General features: G+C 73.0%; 15 protein-coding genes and 1 pseudogene. 5 read left to right on the top strand and 11 right to left on the bottom strand.

All coding sequences use genetic code 11. From position 1 onward, the window contains the following. Positions 1-29: 29 nt before the first annotated feature. Positions 30-1037: a glucose-6-phosphate dehydrogenase (coenzyme-F420) gene (gene fgd, locus H508_RS0103380; protein ID WP_035253721.1), complete on the bottom strand. Its 1008-nt coding sequence runs from the start codon at positions 1035-1037 to the stop codon at positions 30-32. Positions 1038-1068: 31 nt separating this feature from the next. Further along, positions 1069-4680, bottom strand: coding sequence for a proline dehydrogenase family protein (locus H508_RS14280; protein ID WP_425393448.1), 3612 nt, complete (start codon positions 4678-4680; stop codon positions 1069-1071). A gap of 1220 nt (positions 4681-5900) precedes the next feature. Here H508_RS14280 and H508_RS0103370 point away from each other — a divergent pair. Continuing rightward, positions 5901-7490: pseudogene (locus tag H508_RS0103370) on the top strand (phytoene desaturase family protein); the annotation flags it as partial. Between the two features lie 7 nt (positions 7491-7497). On the opposite strand, the gene H508_RS0103365 reads toward H508_RS0103370, so the two are convergent. Then, the gene (locus H508_RS0103365) at positions 7498-8067 is read right to left on the bottom strand and encodes an acyl-CoA thioesterase (protein WP_245569452.1); all 570 of its coding nucleotides are present in this window, start codon (positions 8065-8067) and stop codon (positions 7498-7500) included. A gap of 91 nt (positions 8068-8158) precedes the next feature. On the opposite strand from H508_RS0103365, the gene H508_RS16570 reads away from it, so the two are divergent. Then, the gene (locus tag H508_RS16570; protein WP_051222596.1) at positions 8159-8644 is read left to right on the top strand and encodes a GNAT family N-acetyltransferase; all 486 of its coding nucleotides are present in this window, start codon (positions 8159-8161) and stop codon (positions 8642-8644) included. Positions 8645-8803: 159 nt separating this feature from the next. On the opposite strand, the gene H508_RS0103355 is transcribed toward H508_RS16570, so the two are convergent. The 5 genes from H508_RS0103355 to yczE form a co-directional block, all read right to left on the bottom strand. Next, on the bottom strand, positions 8804-9592 hold the full coding sequence (locus tag H508_RS0103355; protein ID WP_026373022.1) for a histidine phosphatase family protein: 789 nt from the start codon (positions 9590-9592) through the stop codon (positions 8804-8806). Beyond that, the gene (locus H508_RS0103350) at positions 9589-11595 is read right to left on the bottom strand and encodes a bifunctional copper resistance protein CopD/cytochrome c oxidase assembly protein (protein ID WP_026373021.1); all 2007 of its coding nucleotides are present in this window, start codon (positions 11593-11595) and stop codon (positions 9589-9591) included. The genes H508_RS0103355 and H508_RS0103350 overlap by 4 nt, the downstream gene beginning before the upstream one ends. A gap of 22 nt (positions 11596-11617) precedes the next feature. After that, complete coding sequence (locus H508_RS14270; RefSeq protein WP_245569432.1) at positions 11618-12373, bottom strand: hypothetical protein; 756 nt, start codon at positions 12371-12373, stop codon at positions 11618-11620. A gap of 79 nt (positions 12374-12452) precedes the next feature. After that, positions 12453-12737, bottom strand: coding sequence for an HU family DNA-binding protein (locus tag H508_RS0103340; RefSeq protein ID WP_021010536.1), 285 nt, complete (start codon positions 12735-12737; stop codon positions 12453-12455). A 195-nt stretch (positions 12738-12932) separates the two neighbouring features. Continuing rightward, positions 12933-13616, bottom strand: coding sequence for a membrane protein YczE (gene yczE / locus H508_RS0103335; RefSeq protein WP_245569431.1), 684 nt, complete (start codon positions 13614-13616; stop codon positions 12933-12935). Between the two features lie 113 nt (positions 13617-13729). Between yczE and H508_RS0103330 the strand changes: the two genes are divergently transcribed. The 3 genes from H508_RS0103330 to H508_RS16565 all read left to right on the top strand — a co-directional run bounded on the left by H508_RS0103330 (position 13730) and on the right by H508_RS16565 (position 18017). Beyond that, positions 13730-14710, top strand: coding sequence for a TIGR03885 family FMN-dependent LLM class oxidoreductase (locus tag H508_RS0103330; RefSeq protein ID WP_026373019.1), 981 nt, complete (start codon positions 13730-13732; stop codon positions 14708-14710). Continuing rightward, the gene (locus H508_RS0103325; protein ID WP_026373018.1) at positions 14707-16389 is read left to right on the top strand and encodes an alpha-amylase family protein; all 1683 of its coding nucleotides are present in this window, start codon (positions 14707-14709) and stop codon (positions 16387-16389) included. Before H508_RS0103330 ends, H508_RS0103325 begins: the two co-directional genes overlap by 4 nt. Positions 16390-16463: 74 nt before the next feature. Further along, a complete protein-coding gene (locus tag H508_RS16565) occupies positions 16464-18017 on the top strand; it encodes an HNH endonuclease signature motif containing protein (RefSeq protein ID WP_051222594.1) in 1554 nt (517 codons plus the stop codon). Between the two features lie 94 nt (positions 18018-18111). Here the strand turns inward: H508_RS16565 and rpsN are convergent, their stop codons facing one another. From rpsN to rpmB, 3 genes are read right to left on the bottom strand one after another with little or no spacing between them, the layout of a single operon-like run. After that, complete coding sequence (gene rpsN, locus H508_RS0103315) at positions 18112-18417, bottom strand: 30S ribosomal protein S14 (protein ID WP_026373017.1); 306 nt, start codon at positions 18415-18417, stop codon at positions 18112-18114. Next, complete coding sequence (rpmG, locus tag H508_RS0103310; RefSeq protein ID WP_021010541.1) at positions 18418-18588, bottom strand: 50S ribosomal protein L33; 171 nt, start codon at positions 18586-18588, stop codon at positions 18418-18420. Continuing rightward, positions 18588-18824, bottom strand: a complete 237-nt coding sequence (rpmB, locus tag H508_RS0103305) for a 50S ribosomal protein L28 (RefSeq protein ID WP_026373016.1) — start codon at positions 18822-18824, stop codon at positions 18588-18590. Before rpmB ends, rpmG begins: the two co-directional genes overlap by 1 nt. Between the last annotated feature and the right edge of the window lie 106 nt (positions 18825-18930).

Raw genomic sequence — 18930 nt, 5'->3', positions numbered from 1 at the left:
GGGCGGCCAGGCCGGGCCGGCGCCGTTGGTCAGCGCGCCGGCAGCAGCGGCAGCACGTCCTCGGCGAACTGCTCGAGGAAGCGCCGCTGGTCGTGGCCGGGCCCGTGGAAGACGAGGTGGGTGAAGCCGAGCTCCGCGTAGTGCGCGATCTCGCCCGCAACCCGAGCCGCATCCGACCCCACGATCCAGCGCTTCGCGACCTGCTCGATCGGCAGCTCGTCGGCGAGCCGCTGCATCTCGAGCGGGTCGTGCACGTCGTGCTTCTGCTCCTGCGTCAGCGAGAGCGCCGCCCAGAAGCGGGTGTTCTCGAGCGCCGCGTCCGGGTCGCGGTCGTAGGAGACCTTGATCTCGATCATCCGGTCGACCTCGGACGAGTCGCGCTCGGCCTGCGCGAGCCCCTCCTCGAGCGACGCGACGATCGTGTCGCGGTAGTACTTGTCGCCCTTGCCCGAGGTGCAGATGTGGCCGTCGGCGAACCGCGCGGCGTAGCGCGTCGTCGCGGGACCGCCGCCGGCGACGTAGATGGGGATGCGCGAGCCCGGGTCGGCAGGATCCGGCCGGTCGTAGATCGTCGCCCCGTTGAGCGAGTAGTAGTCGCCCTCGAAGTCGACGCGCTCGTCGGTCCAGAGCCGCTTGATGAGCCGCACGGCCTCGCGCAGCCGCGCGAACCGCTCCTTGAGCTCGGGATACTCGACGCCGATCGCCTGCTCGTTGAGCGCCTCGCCGGTGCCGACGCCGAGGATGAGCCGGCCGGGGTGCACCTGCCCGAGCGTCGCGAACTGCTGCGCGACGACCGCCGGGTGGTAGCGCAGCGTCGGCGTGAGCACCGAGGTGCCCAGCACGACGCGCTCGGTGCGCTCGAGCGCCATCCCGAGCCACGCGACCGCGTTCGGCGCGTGCCCGCCCTCGTGCCGCCACGGCTGCAGGTGATCGCTGATGAACGCGCTGTCGAGCCCGACCCGCTCGGCGAGCGCGACGAGGTCGAGCAGCTCGGCGGGCGAGAACTGCTCGGCGCTGGCCTTGTATCCGTACCGCATGGGAGTCAGTCAACCAGCCTTCGGGGCGGTCTCAGACGGGCAGCTCGAGCATCGCGCGGTCGGGCGTGCCGAAGCGGTGCGCCGTGATCGACACCGCTTGCTCGCGCAGGAACGGCAGCAGCTCGACGCGCCCCTCGCGCGTCACGGGTCCGTCGTAGACGGCGACTGAGACGTCGCCCGCGAGCGCCTCCCGCACGCCGGGGTCGCTCCCGACGAGGCGGATGCGTCGCACGGGCTCCGAGGGACGCTCGAGGCCGAGCACGTCGTCGCGCTCGACCGGAGCGAGCGCCTCGCGCGAGCGCAGCCGCGCGTGGAACTCGGCGTCGGACTCCTCGGTGACCTCGAGCAGGCGCAGCGGCGGCAGCGGCCGCCGCGCGAGCTTCACGACGCCGGGCGGCACCTCGACCGCCGACGAGATGCGCACGGCCGAGCGGGCGCGCGCCGCGGCTGCGAGCAACCGCACGAGGTCGACGACGCGGCCGTCCTCGGCGACGCGGAGGAGCACCTCGGCGGGCCGGTAGCGGAGGATGTTGCGCTCGACGCACAAGGGAGGGACGGCCAGCCCGGAGACGTCCTTCGAAACGCCGAACTCCGCCTTCCAGCGCGCCTGGTCGCTCTTGGCGCCGGCGCGCACGGCGTCGAACTCGACGAAGTCGAGCGCGGGCGTCGCCGCCTCGATGACCTCGGCGACGCGCTTGTCGAGCCCCTTGAGCTGCACCGACGCCTTCGGCTCGGCGTGCACCGGCTCCCAGTCGACGAGCGTCGCGAGGTAGTTCGGGCCGCCGGCCTTCGCGCCGGGCCCGACCTGCGAGCGCTTCCAGCCGCCGAAGGGCTGGCGCCGCACGATCGCGCCCGTGATGCTCCGATTGACGTAGAGGTTGCCCGCCTCTACCCCGTCGAGCCAGTGGGCGACCTCCTCCGGGTCGAGCGAGTGGATGCCGGCGGTGAGGCCGAACTCGGTCGCGTTCTGCACCTCGATCGCCTCCTCGAGCGAGTCGACCTCGATGAGCGTGAGGTGCGGACCGAAGAGCTCGGTGACGTGCGAGAAGGTGCCGGGGAGCACGGCGTCGCGGATGCCGGGCGACCAGAGCCGGCCCGACGCATCCAGCCGCCTCGGCTCGAGCAGCCACTCCTCCTCGTCCTCGAGCGTCGTGAGCGCGCGCAGCAGCCTTCCCTGCGCCGGCTCGATGAGCGGGCCGACGTGGGTGCGCGCGTCGAGCGGCGAGCCGACCCGGAGCGCCCGCGCGGCATCGACGAGCTGGCGCCGGAAGCGCTCACTGTCGCCGACCGTGTCGACGAGGATCGCGACCGAGGCGGCCGAGCACTTCTGCCCCGCGTGCAGGAAGGCGCTCCGCACGATGTCGGCCACGGCGAGGTCGAAGTCGGCCGAGGGGGTGACGACGATCGCGTTCTTGCCGCTCGTCTCGGCGAGCAGCGGCAGGTCGGGGCGCCACGACGTGAATCGCTCCGCCGTCTCGGTCGAGCCGGTGAGGATGACGCGGCCGACCGCCGGGTGCGCGACGAGGCGCTGCGAGAGCTCGCCCTCCTCGGCGTCGCACAGCAGCAGCACGTCGCGCGGCACGCCCGCCTCCCAGAGCGCCTCGACGAGCACGGCCGCCGAGCGCCGCGCTTGCGGGGCGGGCTTGAGGATGACCGCCGAGCCCGTCGCGAGCGCCGCCGTCACGCCGCCGCACGGGATCGCGACGGGGAAGTTCCACGGCGGCGTGACGACCGTGAGCGCGACGGGCCGCGGGACCGCCCCCTCGACGCGCTCGAGCTCGATCGCCTGCTCGGCGTAGTAGCGGGCGAAGTCGATCGCCTCCGACACCTCGGGGTCGGCCTCGCCGATCGTCTTGCCCGTCTCGGCCATCATGATCTCGATGAGCCGGCCGCGGTAGACGCCGAGCGCCGTGGCCGCGTCGCGGAGGATCTCGGCCCTCCGCGCGGCACCGAGCCCCGCCCATCCGCCCGCCGCCTGCGCCGCCCGGTCGATGCGCCGCTCGAGCGTCGGCCAGTCGTCGATGCGGTTCATCTCGAGCGTGCGGAGGCCCAGCTGGGTCTCGCCGGCGCGCTGCACGAGCTGCCTCGCCCAGTCGCGGTTGGCCGCGAGCGACGGGTCGGTGTCGGGCTCGTTGGCGAAGCCCTCCGGATGCGTCACCGAGACCGCGAGATCGCCCAGTCGGTCCTGGGTGCGGTTCGGTCGCGGCTCACCCGCAGCGTCGTCGGCGCGCAGCAGCTCGATCGACTCGAGGAAGCGGTCGCGCTCCCGCTGGAAGACGGCCGGCTCGGCGAGGTCGAGCATGCTCGACATGAAGTTCTCGCCCGCCGCGTTCTCCTCGAGCCGGCGGATGAGGTAGGCGACGGCGGCGTCGAACTGGTCGGGTCGCACGACGGGCGTGTAGAGCACGAGGTTCGGGAAGACCTCGCGCACGGCGTCGCGGTGCTCGGCCGCCATGCCGAGCAGCATCTCGGCGTCGACGCGCTGGTGCGTGCCGTGGTGGCGGGCGAGCTCGGCGGCGTAGGCGAGGTCGAAGAGGTTGTGGCTCGCGACGCCGAGGCGCACGGCGAAGGCGTTGTCGGGCAGCAGCGCCTCGCGCAGCACGCGCTTGAAGTTCGCGTCGCTCGCGGCCTTCGAGCCGACGACGGCGAGCGGCCAGCCGTGCATCGCGGCGTCGACGCGCTCCATCGCGAGATTCGCACCCTTCACGAGCCGCACCTTGATGCCGGCGCCGCCGCTCGCGCGTCGCTCCTTCGCGAACGCGGCGAGGCGGCGGTAGGCCCCGAGCGCGTCGGGCAGGTAGGCCTGCAGCACGATGCCGGCTTCGAGCCCGCGCAGCTCGGGCCGCGAGAGGAGGCGCTCGAAGACCGCGATCGTGAGGTCGAGGTCGCGGTACTCCTCCATGTCGAGGTTGATGAACTTCGGCGGCGTCGACTCCGCGGCGAGGCGGTAGAGCGGCAGCAGCCGCTCGACGACGAGCTCGACCGTCTCGTCGAACGCCCACGGCTGCCGCTGCGGCGCGATCGCCGACACCTTGATCGAGACGTAGTCGACGTCGTCGCGGCGCAGCAGCGCCGTCGTGCCCTCGAGGCGGCTCGCGGCCTCCTCCTCCCCGAGCACCGCCTCGCCGAGCAGGTTGACGTTGACGCGCGTGCCGTCCTCGCGGAGCTTCGCGAGCGGCTTCGCGAGCTTCGAGGGGGATGCGTCGATCACGAGGTGCGAGACCATGTCGCGCATCGCGCGCTTCACGACCGGGATGATGAGCTTCGGCACGACGATGCCGAATCCGCCGCCCGCGGTGATGCCGAGCTTGAGGTACCAGTCGAGGAAGCCCGGGATCTCGCGGCTGAGCGCCTCGAGGTTGCGGGCGCTCACCTTCGGGTCCTCGGGGCGGATGACCTTGTCGACGAAGCCGAGCGCGAAGTCGAGGCCCGCGGGGTCCTGCAGGAGTCCCGCGAGGCGCTCGGCCGACTTGTCCTGCTTGTCGCTCGCCGGCCGGTCGAGCCAGCCGCGCACGCGCTCGATCGCGGCGAGCGCGAAGGGGTCGTCGCTCGTCGCGTCGGTGAGCTCGACGAGGGCGGGCGGGAGCGGCGGCTCGGGCGCCGCGGGGTTCGCGACCGCGGTGGGCTCCGGCTCGCGGACGATGGCGGGCGAGGCGGGCGCCGGCTCGGGCGCCGGCTCGGGCTCGACGGGCTGCGCCGGCGGAGCGGCGGCGGGCGGCTCGGTCGGCGCGACGGGGGCCGCGATCGCGGCGGCGATCGGCGCGGCGGCGGCGGGAGCGACCGCCGTGGGCGTCGCGGCCGCGGCAGCGGCGACGATGCGCTCGACCGGCGCCGCGGGCGCGCTCGGCGGCGCAGCCTCCGAGGCGCTCGGCGCCGCGGCCGCGGGCGGCGGCTCCTCGCTCGAGCCCTCGCGGGCTCGGCGCTCGGCCTCGGCCTTCGCGGCCGCCCGGGCGGAGACCGCGGCGGCGAGGCCGCCGATGCGCGGCTGGTCCTGCTCCGGCAGCACGGGGTTCGTCACCACGGGGTTCGAGGCCGCCGGGTTCGAGACCACCGGGTTCGCGAGCGCGGCGCCGGGGAGCATCGGATCCGCGGGCTCGGGGGCATCGCCCTGCAGCGGCTCGTGCACGTCGCCGTGCTGCTCGTCGAGGATCTCGGGCTCCACGTCCTCCACGGCCCCCGCCTGGGCGGCCTGCTCGCGCAGCTCGCGCCGCGACGGCGTCCGCGCGGCGAAGGGATCGTCGGCCGGCTGCTCCGCGTCGACCGGCTCGAGCGCCTCGGCAGCGGCGGCCGCCGAGGCGTCCTCGGCGTCGTCCGTCGACGCATCCGTCGGCTCGACCGGTCGGGCATCGCGCGGCACCGGCACGTGCGAGGCGGCGTCGAGCTCTGCCTGCAGCTCGGCGGCGTCCATCTGAACGGTCGGCTCCTCCTCGCGCTCCTGCGCGAGCGACCAGCCGGAGGCCGGCGCATCGGCGGCGGGAGCGGGGTCCGGCTCCGCGGGGACGGCGCGCTCGCGCGCCGGAGCGGGTGGGGCGGCGCTCGCTGCCGCGGCGAACGTCGCGTCGTCGACCTCGAACGCCGGGCCGCTCAGCCCGAAGCGACCGCCGAGCGGCGCGAGCGGCTCGTCGGGATCGTCCTCGGCGTCCTGCTCGGCGACGACCTCGACCGGCTCCGCCCGGGTCCGCTCGGCGTCGGCGAGCTCGATGCCCTCCGCGATGAGGGCGTCGAAGTCGTCGTCCCTGGACTGGTCGGTCATGCCGCATATCGTATGGGGGTGGGCCCTGGGGCGACCCGGGCCGGGTCGCGGCGCCGGGCGCTCGCGGGCCGGCGCCGACCCCCTCGACCGGCCCGCTCGAGTCGAGGAGGACGAGCATGTCGCGAGTCGCCATCATCGGCGGGGGCCACAACGGGCTCACCGCCGCCGCCTACCTCGCGCGCGCGGGCGTCGACGTCACGGTGCTCGAGCGCCTGCCGCACGTCGGCGGCGCCGCGGTCTCGGCGCAGGCGTTCGAGGGGCTCGACGCCCGCCTGTCGCGCTACAGCTACCTCGTGAGCCTCATGCCGCGGCAGATCATCGACGACCTCGGGCTCGACGTGCGGCTCGCGCGCCGCCGCTACTCCTCCTACACGCCCGTGCCGGGCGGCGACCGCGGGCTCCTCATCGACGCGGGCGACGAGGCGGCGACGCGCGCGTCGTTCGCGGCCATCGGCGCCGCCGACGACGCCGACGGGTTCGCCGCGTTCTACGACCGCACGACGCGCCTCGCGGCCGCGCTCTTCCCGACCCTCACCGAGCCGCTCCCGACGAAGGAGGCCGCGCGCGCGGCCGCCGGGGACGCATCCGCGTGGTCCGAGATCGTCGACGCGCCCATCGCCGACGCGATCGAGCGCGCCGTGCGCAGCGATGTCGCGCGCGGCGTGATCGCGACCGACGCCCTCATCGGCACCTTCGCCTCGCTCGCCGACCCGGGGCTCGAGCAGAACCGCTGCCTGCTGTACCACGTGATCGGCGGCGGGACGGGCGACTGGGACGTGCCGATCGGCGGCATGGGCCGGGTCTCGGGCGAGCTCGAGCTCGCGGCCCGCCAGGCGGGGGCGACGATCCTCACCGGCGTCACCGTCACGCGCGTCACGCCCGACGGAGAGGTGACGTGGAGCGAGCAGGTCGGCGGCCTGCCGACCGACTCGCCCGGCGTGCCGATCGGCACCGAGCTCACCGCGGAGTTCGACCTCGTGCTCTCCGCCGTCGCGCCGCACGTGCTCGCGGGGCTGCTCGAGCCTCCCGGCCCCTCGGTGCCGCGACCCGAGGGCGCGCAGGTGAAGGTGAACATGCTGCTCTCGCGGCTGCCGCGGCTGCGCGACGACATCGCGCCCGAGGCGGCGTTCGGCGGCACCTTCCACATCAACGAGACCTACTCGCAGCTCGAGCGCGCCTACGCCGCCGCGGCGGGCGGCGCCATCCCCGAGCCGCTGCCGTGCGAGATCTACTGCCACTCCCTCACCGACCCGACGATCCTCGGTGACGACCTGCGCGCATCCGGCGCCCACACCCTCACCGTCTTCGGGCTGCACACGCCCGACCGGCTGCTGACCGAGGAGAACAACGAGCGGATGCGGGGCGAGCTCGAGCGCGCGGTGATCGCGTCGCTCGACTCGGTGCTCGCCGAGCCGATCGAGCCGCTGCTCGTCGAGGGGCGAGGCGGCCCCGCGATCGAGACGCGGACGACGCGCGACATCGAGGCGTCGCTCGCGATGCCGGGCGGCCACATCTTCCACGGGCAGCTGTCGTGGCCGTGGCTCGACCACGAGCCGACGTCGGTCGCCGAGGCGTGGGGCGTCGCGACGCCGCACTCGCGGATCCTCATGGCCGGCTCGGGCGCGCGCCGCGGCGGCGCCGTCTCGGGCATCGGCGGCCACAACGCGGCGCACGCGGCGCTCGAGCTGCTGCGGCCGTAGCCGCTCGTCAGCGCGGGACGCGGCCCGCCCAGTCGGAGGGGTGGCTCGCGCGCGACGGCGGCAGCGCGTTCAGCCGCGCCCACTCCGCGACCTGCTCGGGCAGCGCCGGCAGCTCGACGGCGATGCCGGCGGCCTCGAGCACCTCGACCACGCGGGCGATCTTCGCCGTGCCGACGCCCCGCTCGATGAAGCGGCCCTGCACGATGCCGCGCGCGTACACCTCGCCGTCGACGACGAATCGCTGCACGAGGTAGATCGCGCGCTCGTCGCCGCCGAGCACGGCCGTCTCGATGTCGAAGCGCTGCCACAGGTCGAGCGAGCGGCGGTAGACCATCGACGACTGCCCGACGACGGCGTAGATGCCGGCCTTGCCGAGCGCCGCCGACATGCCCGTGCGGTTCGTCATGTCGACGCGCGCGAGGTCCATGTAGGAGGGGTAGCGGCCGTTGTTCATGTGCCCGAGCAGGTCGATGTCCGTCGGCAGCACCCGGAACGTCGTCTTCGCGACGTCGCCGATGCCGAGCTGCGGCTTCCCCCGGCTCTTGAGGTCCATCGCGAGCAACCACTGCAACCACATGTTCACGAGGAGCCATCCTGCCCGACCCGAGCCGCGCATCCGCCGCCGCCTGTGGGATCCTCCATCGAGCGCGCCCGGCTACGCTGGCGCCATGAGCGAGGGCGCGATCACGATCCGGCGGGCGACGACGGCCGACGCCGAGGCGCTGCTGCCGATGTTCGCCGCGCACCGCTCGGTCGACGAGGAGGACGAGAAGGTCGACCGCTACCGCGAGCGCCTCGTCGCGCTCGTCGAGAACCCCGCGCACCACATCGTCGTCGCCGAGCTCGGCGGTCGCGTCGTCGGCTACGCCGCCGCGCAGGACTACGGCCCCGCTCCGCACCGCGACTGGTCGATCGCGCGCATGCACGACCTGTGGGTGTCACCGGATGCGCGGGGTCACGGCGCGGGGACGGCCCTGTTCGAGGCCGTGCGCGACTGGGCGGAGCAGCAGACGAAGATCCGAGTGCTCGAGTGGCAGTCGCTCGACGTCGCGAGGCACTTCTACGAGAAGCTCGGCCTCTCGGGCGAGCACTCGGACGACGCCGACCCGCGGGCGCGCTACGAGATCGCGGTGCACCTGCCGTCGCGGGACTGACCCCCCTCCGTTCGTCGAGTAGGGCCGCTCCCCCGCTCGTCGAGTAGGCCCGCAGGGCCGTATCGAGACGGGGTCGACTGGTCTCGATACGCGGCCTTCGGCCGCTACTCGACCACCGGAGGGGGCGGCCGCCACTCGACCAGCGGAGGGGGGCGGCCGCTACTCGACCACCGGGGTCACCGGCGCGACCTCGCCGAGCCGGTCGAGCTGCCACACCGTCGTGCCGGCGGGGAGCGAGACGGTCGTCATCGAGCAGTTCGGCAGGATGACGTCGGGCGTGAGCTCGGGCACGAGCTGCCGCAGGAGCGACGTGATGAAGCCGCCGTGCGAGACGACGAGCACGTGCACGGTGCCCTCGCCCGGCACCTCGGCCGCGGCGCGGATCATGTGCTCGAGGGCGCTGTCGGCACGCAGGACGGTCGCGGCGGCCTGCTCGGCCTGACCGCTCGAGTCGAGCTGCGCGATCGTGTCGAAGAGCCCGCGCCAGCCGACCTGGTCGGCGATCGCGCCGAGCGCGCTCAGCTCGCGATCGACCTCGAAGCCGTGCTCGACGATGACCTCGCGCCAGACGTCCGAGGCCTTGCGCTCCTCGTGGCCGCCGAAGTTCCACTCGCGCAGCAGCTCGGTGAACTCGATCTCGGGCGCGGGGTCGAGCGCGGCGCGGATGCCCTCGGCGGTCGTGCGAGTGCGCTGCAGGTCGGAGGAGAAGAACAGGTCGAAGCGCTCGCTCGCGAGGTGCCGCGCGACGGCCTCGATCTGGCGCGAGCCGAGCGCGGTGATCGGCGAGTCCGACCAGCCCTGCATGAGGTGGTTGATGTTGTGCTCGGTCTCGGCGTGCCGCACGATCGTGATGCGCAGCTCGCGGCCGCGCGCGAGCGCCGCGAGCTCCTCCGGCAGGCGCTGCTCGGGCTGCTGCGCCGGCGCGGTGTCGGTCGATCGGTCGTTCATCGCTTCCCCATCCTCTCGAGCATGGCGTTGTAGGCGCCGAGCTCGGCATCGCCGTCTCGAGCAGCGGCGCGATCGGTGCGCCGCTGCTCCTTGCGGTCGCTGCGCGACCACTTGATCGTCGTGATGATCGCCATGATCACGGTCGGCACCTCGCCGACCGACCAGGCGATGCCGCCGCCGACCCGCTGATCCTCGAGCGCGTCGATGCCGGTGCCCATCGCGCCGAACCAGTCGGCGAGCATGAGCGCGTCGGTCATCATGATCGAGAGCCCGAAGAAGGCGTGGAAGACCATCGTGCCGAGCAGGAGCGTGAGCCGCAGCGGGTAGGGCGGCCGAGCCGGCCCCGGGTCGACGCCGATGATCGCCTGCACGAAGAGGTAGCCGGCGCCGAGGAAGTGCAGCACCATCCACACGTGCCCGAGGTGGTCGCGCATCGACCACTCGAAGATCGGCGTGAAGTAGAAGATCCACAGGCTCGCGACGAAGATGACCGCGGCGACCACCGGGTGGCCGATGACCTGCAGGTAGCGGGAGTGCACGATCGCGAGGATCCACTCGCGGCCGCCCATCGAGCCGTCGCGGCGCTTGGCGATCGCGCGCATCGCGAGCGTGATGGGCGCGCCCGGCACGAGCAGCACCGGCACCGCCATGCCGATGAGCATGTGGACGAGCATGTGGAGCGAGAACTGGTACTCCTGGTAGGCGTTGAGCGCACCGTTCGTGCACCACCACAGGAGCGCGATGCCCGCGAGCCACGCGAACGTGCGACCGCCCGACCAGCGGTCGCCGCGGCGCGCGAGCCGCACGACGCCCGCGACGTAGAAGAACGCGAGCAGCGCGCAGATGACCGTCCAGAGGGGATCGATGCGCCACTCGGTGAGCAGCCGGATGGGCGAGAACTCGGGCGGCAGCGGCTGCTGCGTGAGGATCTCGGCGGGGCTCGCCTCGGCGCCCGGCGGCACCTCGGGCACGGGCGTCGCCGTGCGCGCGAGGCCCGCGGCGACGCCGGCCGTGACGCCCATCACGACGAGCTCGAGGCCCAGGATGAGCGCGACCGCCCTGCCGGTCACGCGGAGTCCCTGAGCCTGTCGAAGGGAGCGCGACTCGCGCGCGGGCGTGAGGATGCGCATCCGCTGCCACGCGCCGAAGGCGCCGAGCACGACGAGCAGCACGGCCTTCGCGATCGAGAGGATGCCGTACTCGCTGGACCAGTCGCCCTCCATGCGCACCCACGACGAGACGATGCCGGTGAAGGCGACGATGCCGAAGCTGACGAGCGCGAGGCTCGAGTAGCGCAGGAGCACGTCGCCGTAGGCGCTGTTCCGGGGTGCGGATGCGTCGTCACGGCTCTCGTCGTCGCGGCCGCGCACGAGCACCGCGAGGTGGATGAGCCCGCCGAGCCAGATCGAGACGAAGATCAGGTGCAGCAGGAGCGAGGAGACGGCGAGCGCGTGGTTGGCGGTGCCGCCCGCGTGGCCGCCCGAGGCGATGAGCCAGAACGGCACGGCCCAGCCGACGACGGCGAACGCGACGGCGGTCGAGCCGCGCACGACGAGCAGCACGACGGTGAGCACCGCGAGCGAGAGCATCGTGCCGAGCTGCAGCCGGCCGGTCTCGATCTCGACGAAGAACAGCTGCAGGAGGTTGCCGAACTCGTCGTCGGCGGTGACGGGGTTCGAGACGAGCTGGCGGAACGTCCAGAATCCGACGAACGCCTGCAGCACCGTCGCGACGCCCGCCGAGAGGGCGGCGAGGTCGAGCGAGCGGTTCCAGTCGCGGCTGCCGGGCACGAGCGCGAAGCACGCGAGCACGAGGCCGCCGAACGACGCGGCGATCGCGAGGTTGCGGACCATCGTGACGATCGGCAGGCCGTAGCGCACGAGCGGACCGGGATCCTCGATCGCGAGCGGGTCGGCGCCGCCGCCGAACTCGAGCGCCGCCCAGAGCGCGGCGAGGCCCGCGAGGATCGCGAGCGCCGGGGCGAGGAGACGGAGGCGCTGCACCCGTCCAGGGTAGTGACCGACGCTATGGGCGAGCCTCGTCCGGACCGCCTTCGCCGCGCGGCGCGACCGGCTCCTCCTGCCGGCGGAGGAAGAAGGCGCCGAGCGAGCCCGCCACGGCCGCGAACACGCCGACCGAGTAGACGGCGAGCACGAGCTGCACGACCTTCGCGAACGGGTCGTCCGCGGTGATCCCCGCGCCGGTGATCGTGGCCATCGCGGCTTCGTACAGGGCCGTCGTGAAGTCGGAGTGCGACTCCATCGCGTAGAGCAGCTGGCTGGCGGCGAGGATGACGACGAGCGTGACCGCGACCAGCCAGCCGATCCGGCTCGAGAGCAGCCGGCCCGCGGAGCGGGAGCCGCGGACGCCGGCGGAGAGGATCCCGCCGACCCGCGCGAGGCGCGTCAGCCGGAGGAGCCGGACGGCCTGCAGCGCGCGGAAGAACCGCAGGAAGGGGATGGCGAGGAAGATGAGCTGCCACCAGTTGCGGCGCCAGAACGCGGCGCCGAAGCCGCCGACGTACGCCCGCAGCAGGAACTCGGCGACGAAGATCCCCCACAGCACCCAGCCGGCGATCGCGAGGATGCGGGTCCAGCCGGGCTCCGTCACGAGCAGCTGCCCGAGCACGACGAACAGGAACACGACGCCGAGGAATCCCATCGGGCGGTCGAGCCTGGCGGCGAGCAGCTCGGCGGCCTCGGCGCGAGCCGCGGGGGCGTCGCCCCGATCGTCGCCCGCGTCGAGCGGCGCGCCGCGACGACCCCCCTCGGATGCGCTCACGGGCACCACTGTACGGCTGGGACGCGGGAGGGGCGCCGCCTCTCGGCGACGCCCCTCCCGGTGCTGTGTGCGGTGCGAGCTACTTGACGGCAGCCTTGAGCTTCGAGCCGGCGGTCAGCTTGACGCGGTGGCCCGCGGCGATCTGGATCTCCTCGCCCGTCTGCGGGTTGCGGCCCGTGCGGGCGGCCGTCTCGGTGCGCTCGGCGCTGAAGAAGCCGGGGATCGAGACCTTGTCGCCGGCCTTGACGGCCGCCGAGACCTCGTCGAAGAGCGCGTCGAGGACGGCGCTGACCTTGGCCTGCGAGAGGTCGGTCGTCGCGGCGATCTTCGAAGCGAGGGTGGTCTTGTTGATGGTCTCAGCCATGGTGTCCTCCTGGATGTGGCATGTCGGGCCCGCAGGGAGGCGGGCATCCGCCGGGGCCCCCAGGGGCTCCGACCAACCCCGAACGTAGACCCGCGCCCCCGGATCCGCGGCAGGAACACCCCGACACGCCGCGCTTTCCGCGGATTTTCGCAGTCTGCGAACGCGTTCGGGGGACAAAACCGGATGCGTCGGGCGTCACTCCTCGGTCGACGCGGCCAGGCGCGCGGCTCGCAGGCGCGAGGCCTTCCCCGCCCGGCGCCGCTCGAAGAAGGGCAGGAAGAGGCCGATGAGCGGCCCGACGCCGAACGCGAAGATGACGGTGCCGATGCCGACCGGGCCGCCGAGCAGCCAGCCGACGAGCAGCGCCGTGCCCTCGATGAGGGTGCGGATGATCCAGATGCGCCAGCCGGTGATGCGGACGAGCCCCGTCATGAGGCCGTCGCGCGGGCCAGGCCCGAGGGTGGGGGCAATGTAGACGCCGGTCGCGAAGGCGAGCAGCACGATCGAGCCCACGAGCAGCAGCACCTGCTGCCACAGCTCGCTCGTCTCGGGGATGAGCCACAGCCCGAGGTCGGCAGCCGGCCCGACGAGGAAGCCGTTGAGCAGCGTGCCGATGCCGGGGCGCTGCCGCAGCGGGATCCAGAGGAGCAGCACGAGGCACGAGACGACGACCGTCGCGGTGCCGTACGTCATCGGCAAGTGGTTCGCGATGCCGAGCGCGAAGACGTCCCACGGGCCGACGCCGAGGTCGGCGCGCACGAGCATCGCGAGCGAGAGTCCGTAGAGCGCGAGCCCCGCCATGAGCTGCACCACGCGCGCGGTCGTGTCGGCCGGCCCGAGCGCGTCGATGGGCAGCAGCAGTCGTCGGAAGCGTCGCACCGACCCATTCCACTCCATCCGGGCGCCCTTCGACGCATCCGTCGCCCCGTTTCCACGCCCACCTGGACGAACGCCGATTGACCGGATGCGTCGGGGCCGGTTCCGTGGAGGCCATGACGCTCATCGGGTTCCACGCCTCGCACGAGCAGATCGCCCCCTCGGCGCTGCTCGACCACGTGCACCATGCCGAGCAGGCCGGCTTCCAGGCGGCGATGTGCTCCGACCACCACACGCCTTGGAGCACCCGGCAGGCCGAGAGCGGCTTCTCGTGGGCGTGGCTCGGCGCCGCGCTCGCGACCACGTCGTTCTCGCTCGGACTCGTGACCGCGCCGGGCCAGCGCATGCACCCCGCGATCGTCGCGCAGGCGATCGCGACGCTCGAGGAGATGTTCCCGGGCCGCTGCTGGGCGGCGCTCGGCTCGGGCCAGAACATGAACGAGCACATCACGGGCGAACCGTGGCCCGACAAGGCGACGCGCGTGCGGCGCCTCGACGAGTCGGTCGAGGTCATGCGGCGGCTGCTCGTGGGCGAGGAGGTGACGCACTCGGGCGAGATCGTGGTCGATCGCGCGCGCGTGTGGTCGCGCCCCGCCGAACCGCCGCCGCTCTTCGGCGCGGCCGTCACCGCCGAGTCGGCGGCCTCGCACGCGCGGTGGGCGGATGGCCTCATCACGGTCGCCTCGGACGTGCCGACCCTGCGCGACATCCTCGCGCGCTACCGAGACGCGGGCGGTCGCGGCGAGGCGGCGGCGCAGCTGCACCTGTCGTGGGCGCCCGACGAGGACGAGGCGATGGCGATCGCGCGCGACCAGTGGGCGACCGGCACGATCGGCGCGCCGGAGTCGTGGGACCTCGCGACGGCTGAGGAGCTCGAGCGCGCCGCGGCGGGCGCGACCGATGACGAGATCCGGCAGGCGGTGACGGTCTCGAGCGACCTGTCCGTGCACGAGGCGCGGATCGCCGAGATCCTGGAGCTCGGCTTCGACCGCGTCTACCTGCACCACGTGGGCAAGGAGCAGTCGGCGTTCATCGACGCGTTCGGCGAGCGCGTGCTGCCTGCCTTCGGTGCCGGTCCGGGACGGGCCGGCGCGTGAGCCCGCACCCGATCGACTACGCCGACCACTGGTGGCGGAACACCGTCATCTACTGCCTCGACGTGCAGGTCTTCCAGGACTCCGACGGCGACGGCGCGGGAGATCTGCAGGGACTCGTGTCGCGCATCCACGACCTCGCCGACCTCGGGGTGACGTGCCTCTGGCTCATGCCGTTCTTCCCCACCGCCGATCGCGACGACGGCTACGACATCACCGACTTCTTCGCCGTCGACCCGCGGCTCGGCACCCTCGGCGACCTCGTCGAGGTCATCCGCGTGGCGCGGTCGCAGGGCATGCGCGTGATCATCGACTTCGTCATGAACCACACCTCGGCCGAGCACCCGTGGTTCCGCTCGTCGCGCGCTTCGCGCGAGTCGCCGCACCGCGACTGGTACGTGTGGCGCGACGAGCCGCCCGCGAACCCGGATCCGCCCGTCTTCCCCGGCGAGGAGGACTCGACGTGGACGCTCGACGAGCAGACGGGCCAGTACTACCTGCACCACTTCCGCGCCCATCAGCCGGATCTCAACATCGCGCATCCGGCCGTCCGCGAGCAGATCGAGCGCAACCTCGGGCTCTGGCTCGAGCTCGGCGTCTCGGGGTTCCGCGTCGACGCGGTGCCGTTCCTGTTCAGCGATGCCGACCAGCACGGCACGCAGCCCGCTGGCACCGACTACGACGGCGCCGAGCACCTGCGGCGGCTGCAGCGCTTCGCGTCGCGCCGGAACGGCGAGGTCGCGCTGCTCGGCGAGGTCAACCTCACGCACGAGCAGCAGCTCGAGTGGTTCCACGCCGACGGCAAGTCCGCGGGCCTGCAGCTGCAGTTCGACTTCGTCTCGATGCAGCGGCTCTACCTCTCGCTCGCGCGGCGCGACGCCACGCCGCTCGCCCAGGCGCTGCGCGAGCGGCCCGAGCTGCCGGATGCGAGCCAGTGGGCGAACTTCGTGCGCAACCACGACGAGCTCACGCTCGACAAGCTCGAGCCCGACGAGCTCGAGGAGGTCTTCGAGGCGTTCGCGCCCGACGAGGGGATGCGCGTCTACGGTCGCGGGATCCGGCGCCGGCTGCCGACGATGCTCGGCGACGAGCGCGCGGTGCGGCTCGTCTACACGCTCATGTTCTCGCTCCCCGGCTGCCCCGTGCTCTTCTACGGCGAGGAGATCGGGATGGGCGAGGAGCTCTCGGTGCCCGGCCGCTACGCCGTGCGCACGCCGATGCAGTGGGAGCCCGGGCCGGGCGGCGGCTTCTCGAGCGCGCCGGCTTCCAGCCTGACGCGCCCCGTCGTCGAGGGCCCGTTCGGGCCCGAACGGGTGAACGTCGCCGACCAGCGGCGCGATCCGGACTCGCTCTGGCACCACGTGCGCCGGCTCGCCACGCTGTACCGCGACGCCCCGCAGCTCGCGTGGTCGACGCTCGAGGTGCTCGGCGTGCGGCAGCGCGCGGTGCTCGGGCACGTCGCGCGCGGCGACGACTGGACGATGCTCGCGCTCCACAACCTCGGCGACGGCCGCGAGGCGGTGCGGCTCTCGGTGACGACCGACGACGGGCCCGTCACCCTCACCGACCGCTTCGACGAGCGGTCGATCACGATCGACGGCACGCTCGAGCTCGAGCTCGAGCCCTACGGCTGGCGGTGGCTCACGGTGTCACCGGCGGATGCGGTGATCACCCGGGCCTGACCGGGCGAAACGCGTTCTCCACAGGCTCTTCTCCCACGCGTTCGCGTGTCAGTGGCCCGTGGTGGAATGCCCGCATGGATGAGTGGTGGGGCGTCGATGCGGAGGAGTACATCGCGTCGATCCGGGCGGGCGCGATCGACCCGCACGGCCGCACCGCCGAGGAGCTCGAGGAGGAGCTCGCCGCCTACGACCGGGACTGGTCCGAGCGGCTCGCGCGCCTGAGCGACGCGGAGGTCGAGGAGGTCATCGCCGGCCGCATGCAGGTGCCGCCGCTGCCCGGCACGATCGATGCCCGTTCGGAGCACGTGCGCGCCCTCGATGCGGTCGCCGGCCGGATGCGGGCCATCGAGCAGCGCCGAGCGCGCCTCGACGCCGAGGAGCGCGAAGTGCTCGCAGCAGAGCTGCAACGGCTGCGCGACGCGGGCGGTGACACCGGGATGGCGGTCAAGGAGACCGCCTCCAACCTCGCCGCTGAGCTCCGGTTGTCCGACCGCGCCATGGAGCGGAAGCTCACCGGCGCATGGCTGACCGTCACCGACCTCCCCGCCGCGCACGCCTCCCACAAGGCGGGCCGGATCACGGGCACCCACCTGCGCGCGATCGAGCAGGCGACGGAGGCGCTCCGCACCGATCCGTCCGTCGACCCCGACGACCGGGCCCGCGTGGAGGCGGAACTGGTCGAGATCGCCGAGCGGGTCACGCCGTCGCAGCTGCGCTCGCGTGCCCGCCGGATCGTGGACCGGGCGATGACCGAGCCACTCCAGCGCCGCCACGACCGGGCGGTCGAGCAGCGCCGCGCCTGGCTCGACGACCACGACGACGGCATCACGGTGCTCTCCATGGCCGGACCGTCAGCCACGATCCACGGCGCGTTCAACCGCGCCACCGACGCCGCCCGAGCCAAGCCGAAGGACGACCCCCGCACCTTCGACCAGTACCGCTTCGACGCGCTCATGGAGACGCTGCTCACCGGGCAGACGCCGCAGGACCTGCACGGCATCAACCCGATCGCCGCCACCATCACGATCACCATCCCCGCCACCGAGCTGCTCAAGCCGAGCGACGACGAGGACGAGCCGCAGCTGCGGTTCTCCGGCGCGCTCGAGGGCGGAGCGCTCGTCGACGCGGCCACCGTCCGGGCGCTCGCGGCCGAGACGATCACGTGGGAGCGGCTGTTCCTCCACCCCGTCACCGGCGTCCCGGTCGCGGTCGACACGTACAAGCCCAACCGGGCCATGCGGCGCTGGCTGCAGCGCCGCGACGGCCGCTGCCGCTGGCCCGGCTGCACCAACCGCGTCTCCAGAGCCGACGCCGACCACACCATCGCCCACGCCGACGGCGGCCCCACGACGCTCTCGAACCTCGCGCACCTGTGCCGACGGCATCACCTCATGAAGCACGCCACCGCCTGGACCGTCCGGCAGCTCGACCAGGGCGTCCTCGAATGGACCAGCCCGACGGGCAAGATCTACCTCGACGAGCCCGAGCCCGCCGGGCCGGGGTTCGTCGACCGCGGCGTCGACATCTGGGAGCTCTCGAGCGACCAACCCGCCAAGTGCACCGCGAGCGACCCACCATGGGCGCACCTCAAGGACTGCACCTGCGACCTCGAGACCGCGCCCGCCTGACCGAGTGCGCCGTCGCGGCCGTGTGACCGCATCCGGAGACGACGATGGCCCCGACCGCTGGGGTCGGGGCCATCGTGATGCGTGGAGCGGGTGCTTACCAGCTCGACTTGGTCACGCCGGGCAGCTCGCCTCGGTGCGCCATGTCGCGGAAGCGGACGCGCGAGATGCCGTAGTCGCCGACGTGGCCGCGGGGGCGGCCGTCGATCGCGTCGCGGTTGCGGACGCGGACGGGCGAGGCGTTGCGGGGCAGCTTCTGCAGGCCGATGCGGGCGGCCTCGCGCTCCTCGTCGGTGCTCTTCGGGTCGACGAGCGCCTTCTTGAGGGCTGCGCGCTTCTCGGCGTAGCGGGCGACGATGGCCTTCCGCTGCTCGTTCTTGGCGATCATGCTCTTCTTGGCCATTTATCGCTCCTCTCGGAACTCGACGTGCTGACGCACGATGGGGTCGTACTTCTTCAGCACAAGTCGGTCAGGGTTGTTGCGACGGTTCTTCTTCGTCACATACGTGTAGCCGGTGCCCGCGGTCGAGCGGAGCTTGATGATCGGACGGACGTCCTGCGCCTTCTTCGCCATCAGAGCTTCACCCCCCGAGCCTGCATGTCACGGACGACGGCCTCGATGCCACGGGCGTCGATGACCTTCATGCCCTTGGCCGAGACGTTGAGCGTCACGTTGCGCTTGAGCGACGGGACGAAGTAGGTCTTGCGCTGCACGTTCGGGTCGAAGCGACGCTTCGTGCGCCGGTGCGAGTGCGAGATGTTGTGCCCGAAGCCGGGGATGGCTCCGGTCACCTGGCATACGGCTGCCATGGTGCCTCCAATTGGGTACCGCAGACCCGAAGGCCTGCCCAAGATCACTTGCCTGCACACGCCGAAGCCGAGCCTGGTGGGGTTTGGAGGCGACGTGCGCTGCGCG

The sequence above is a fragment of the Agrococcus lahaulensis DSM 17612 genome, assembly GCF_000425105.1.
GTDB classification, from domain to species: Bacteria; Actinomycetota; Actinomycetes; order Actinomycetales; family Microbacteriaceae; genus Agrococcus; species Agrococcus lahaulensis.
The sequence above is the reverse complement of the archived record's forward strand: the minus strand, read 5'-3'. Positions and strand labels throughout refer to the sequence as shown.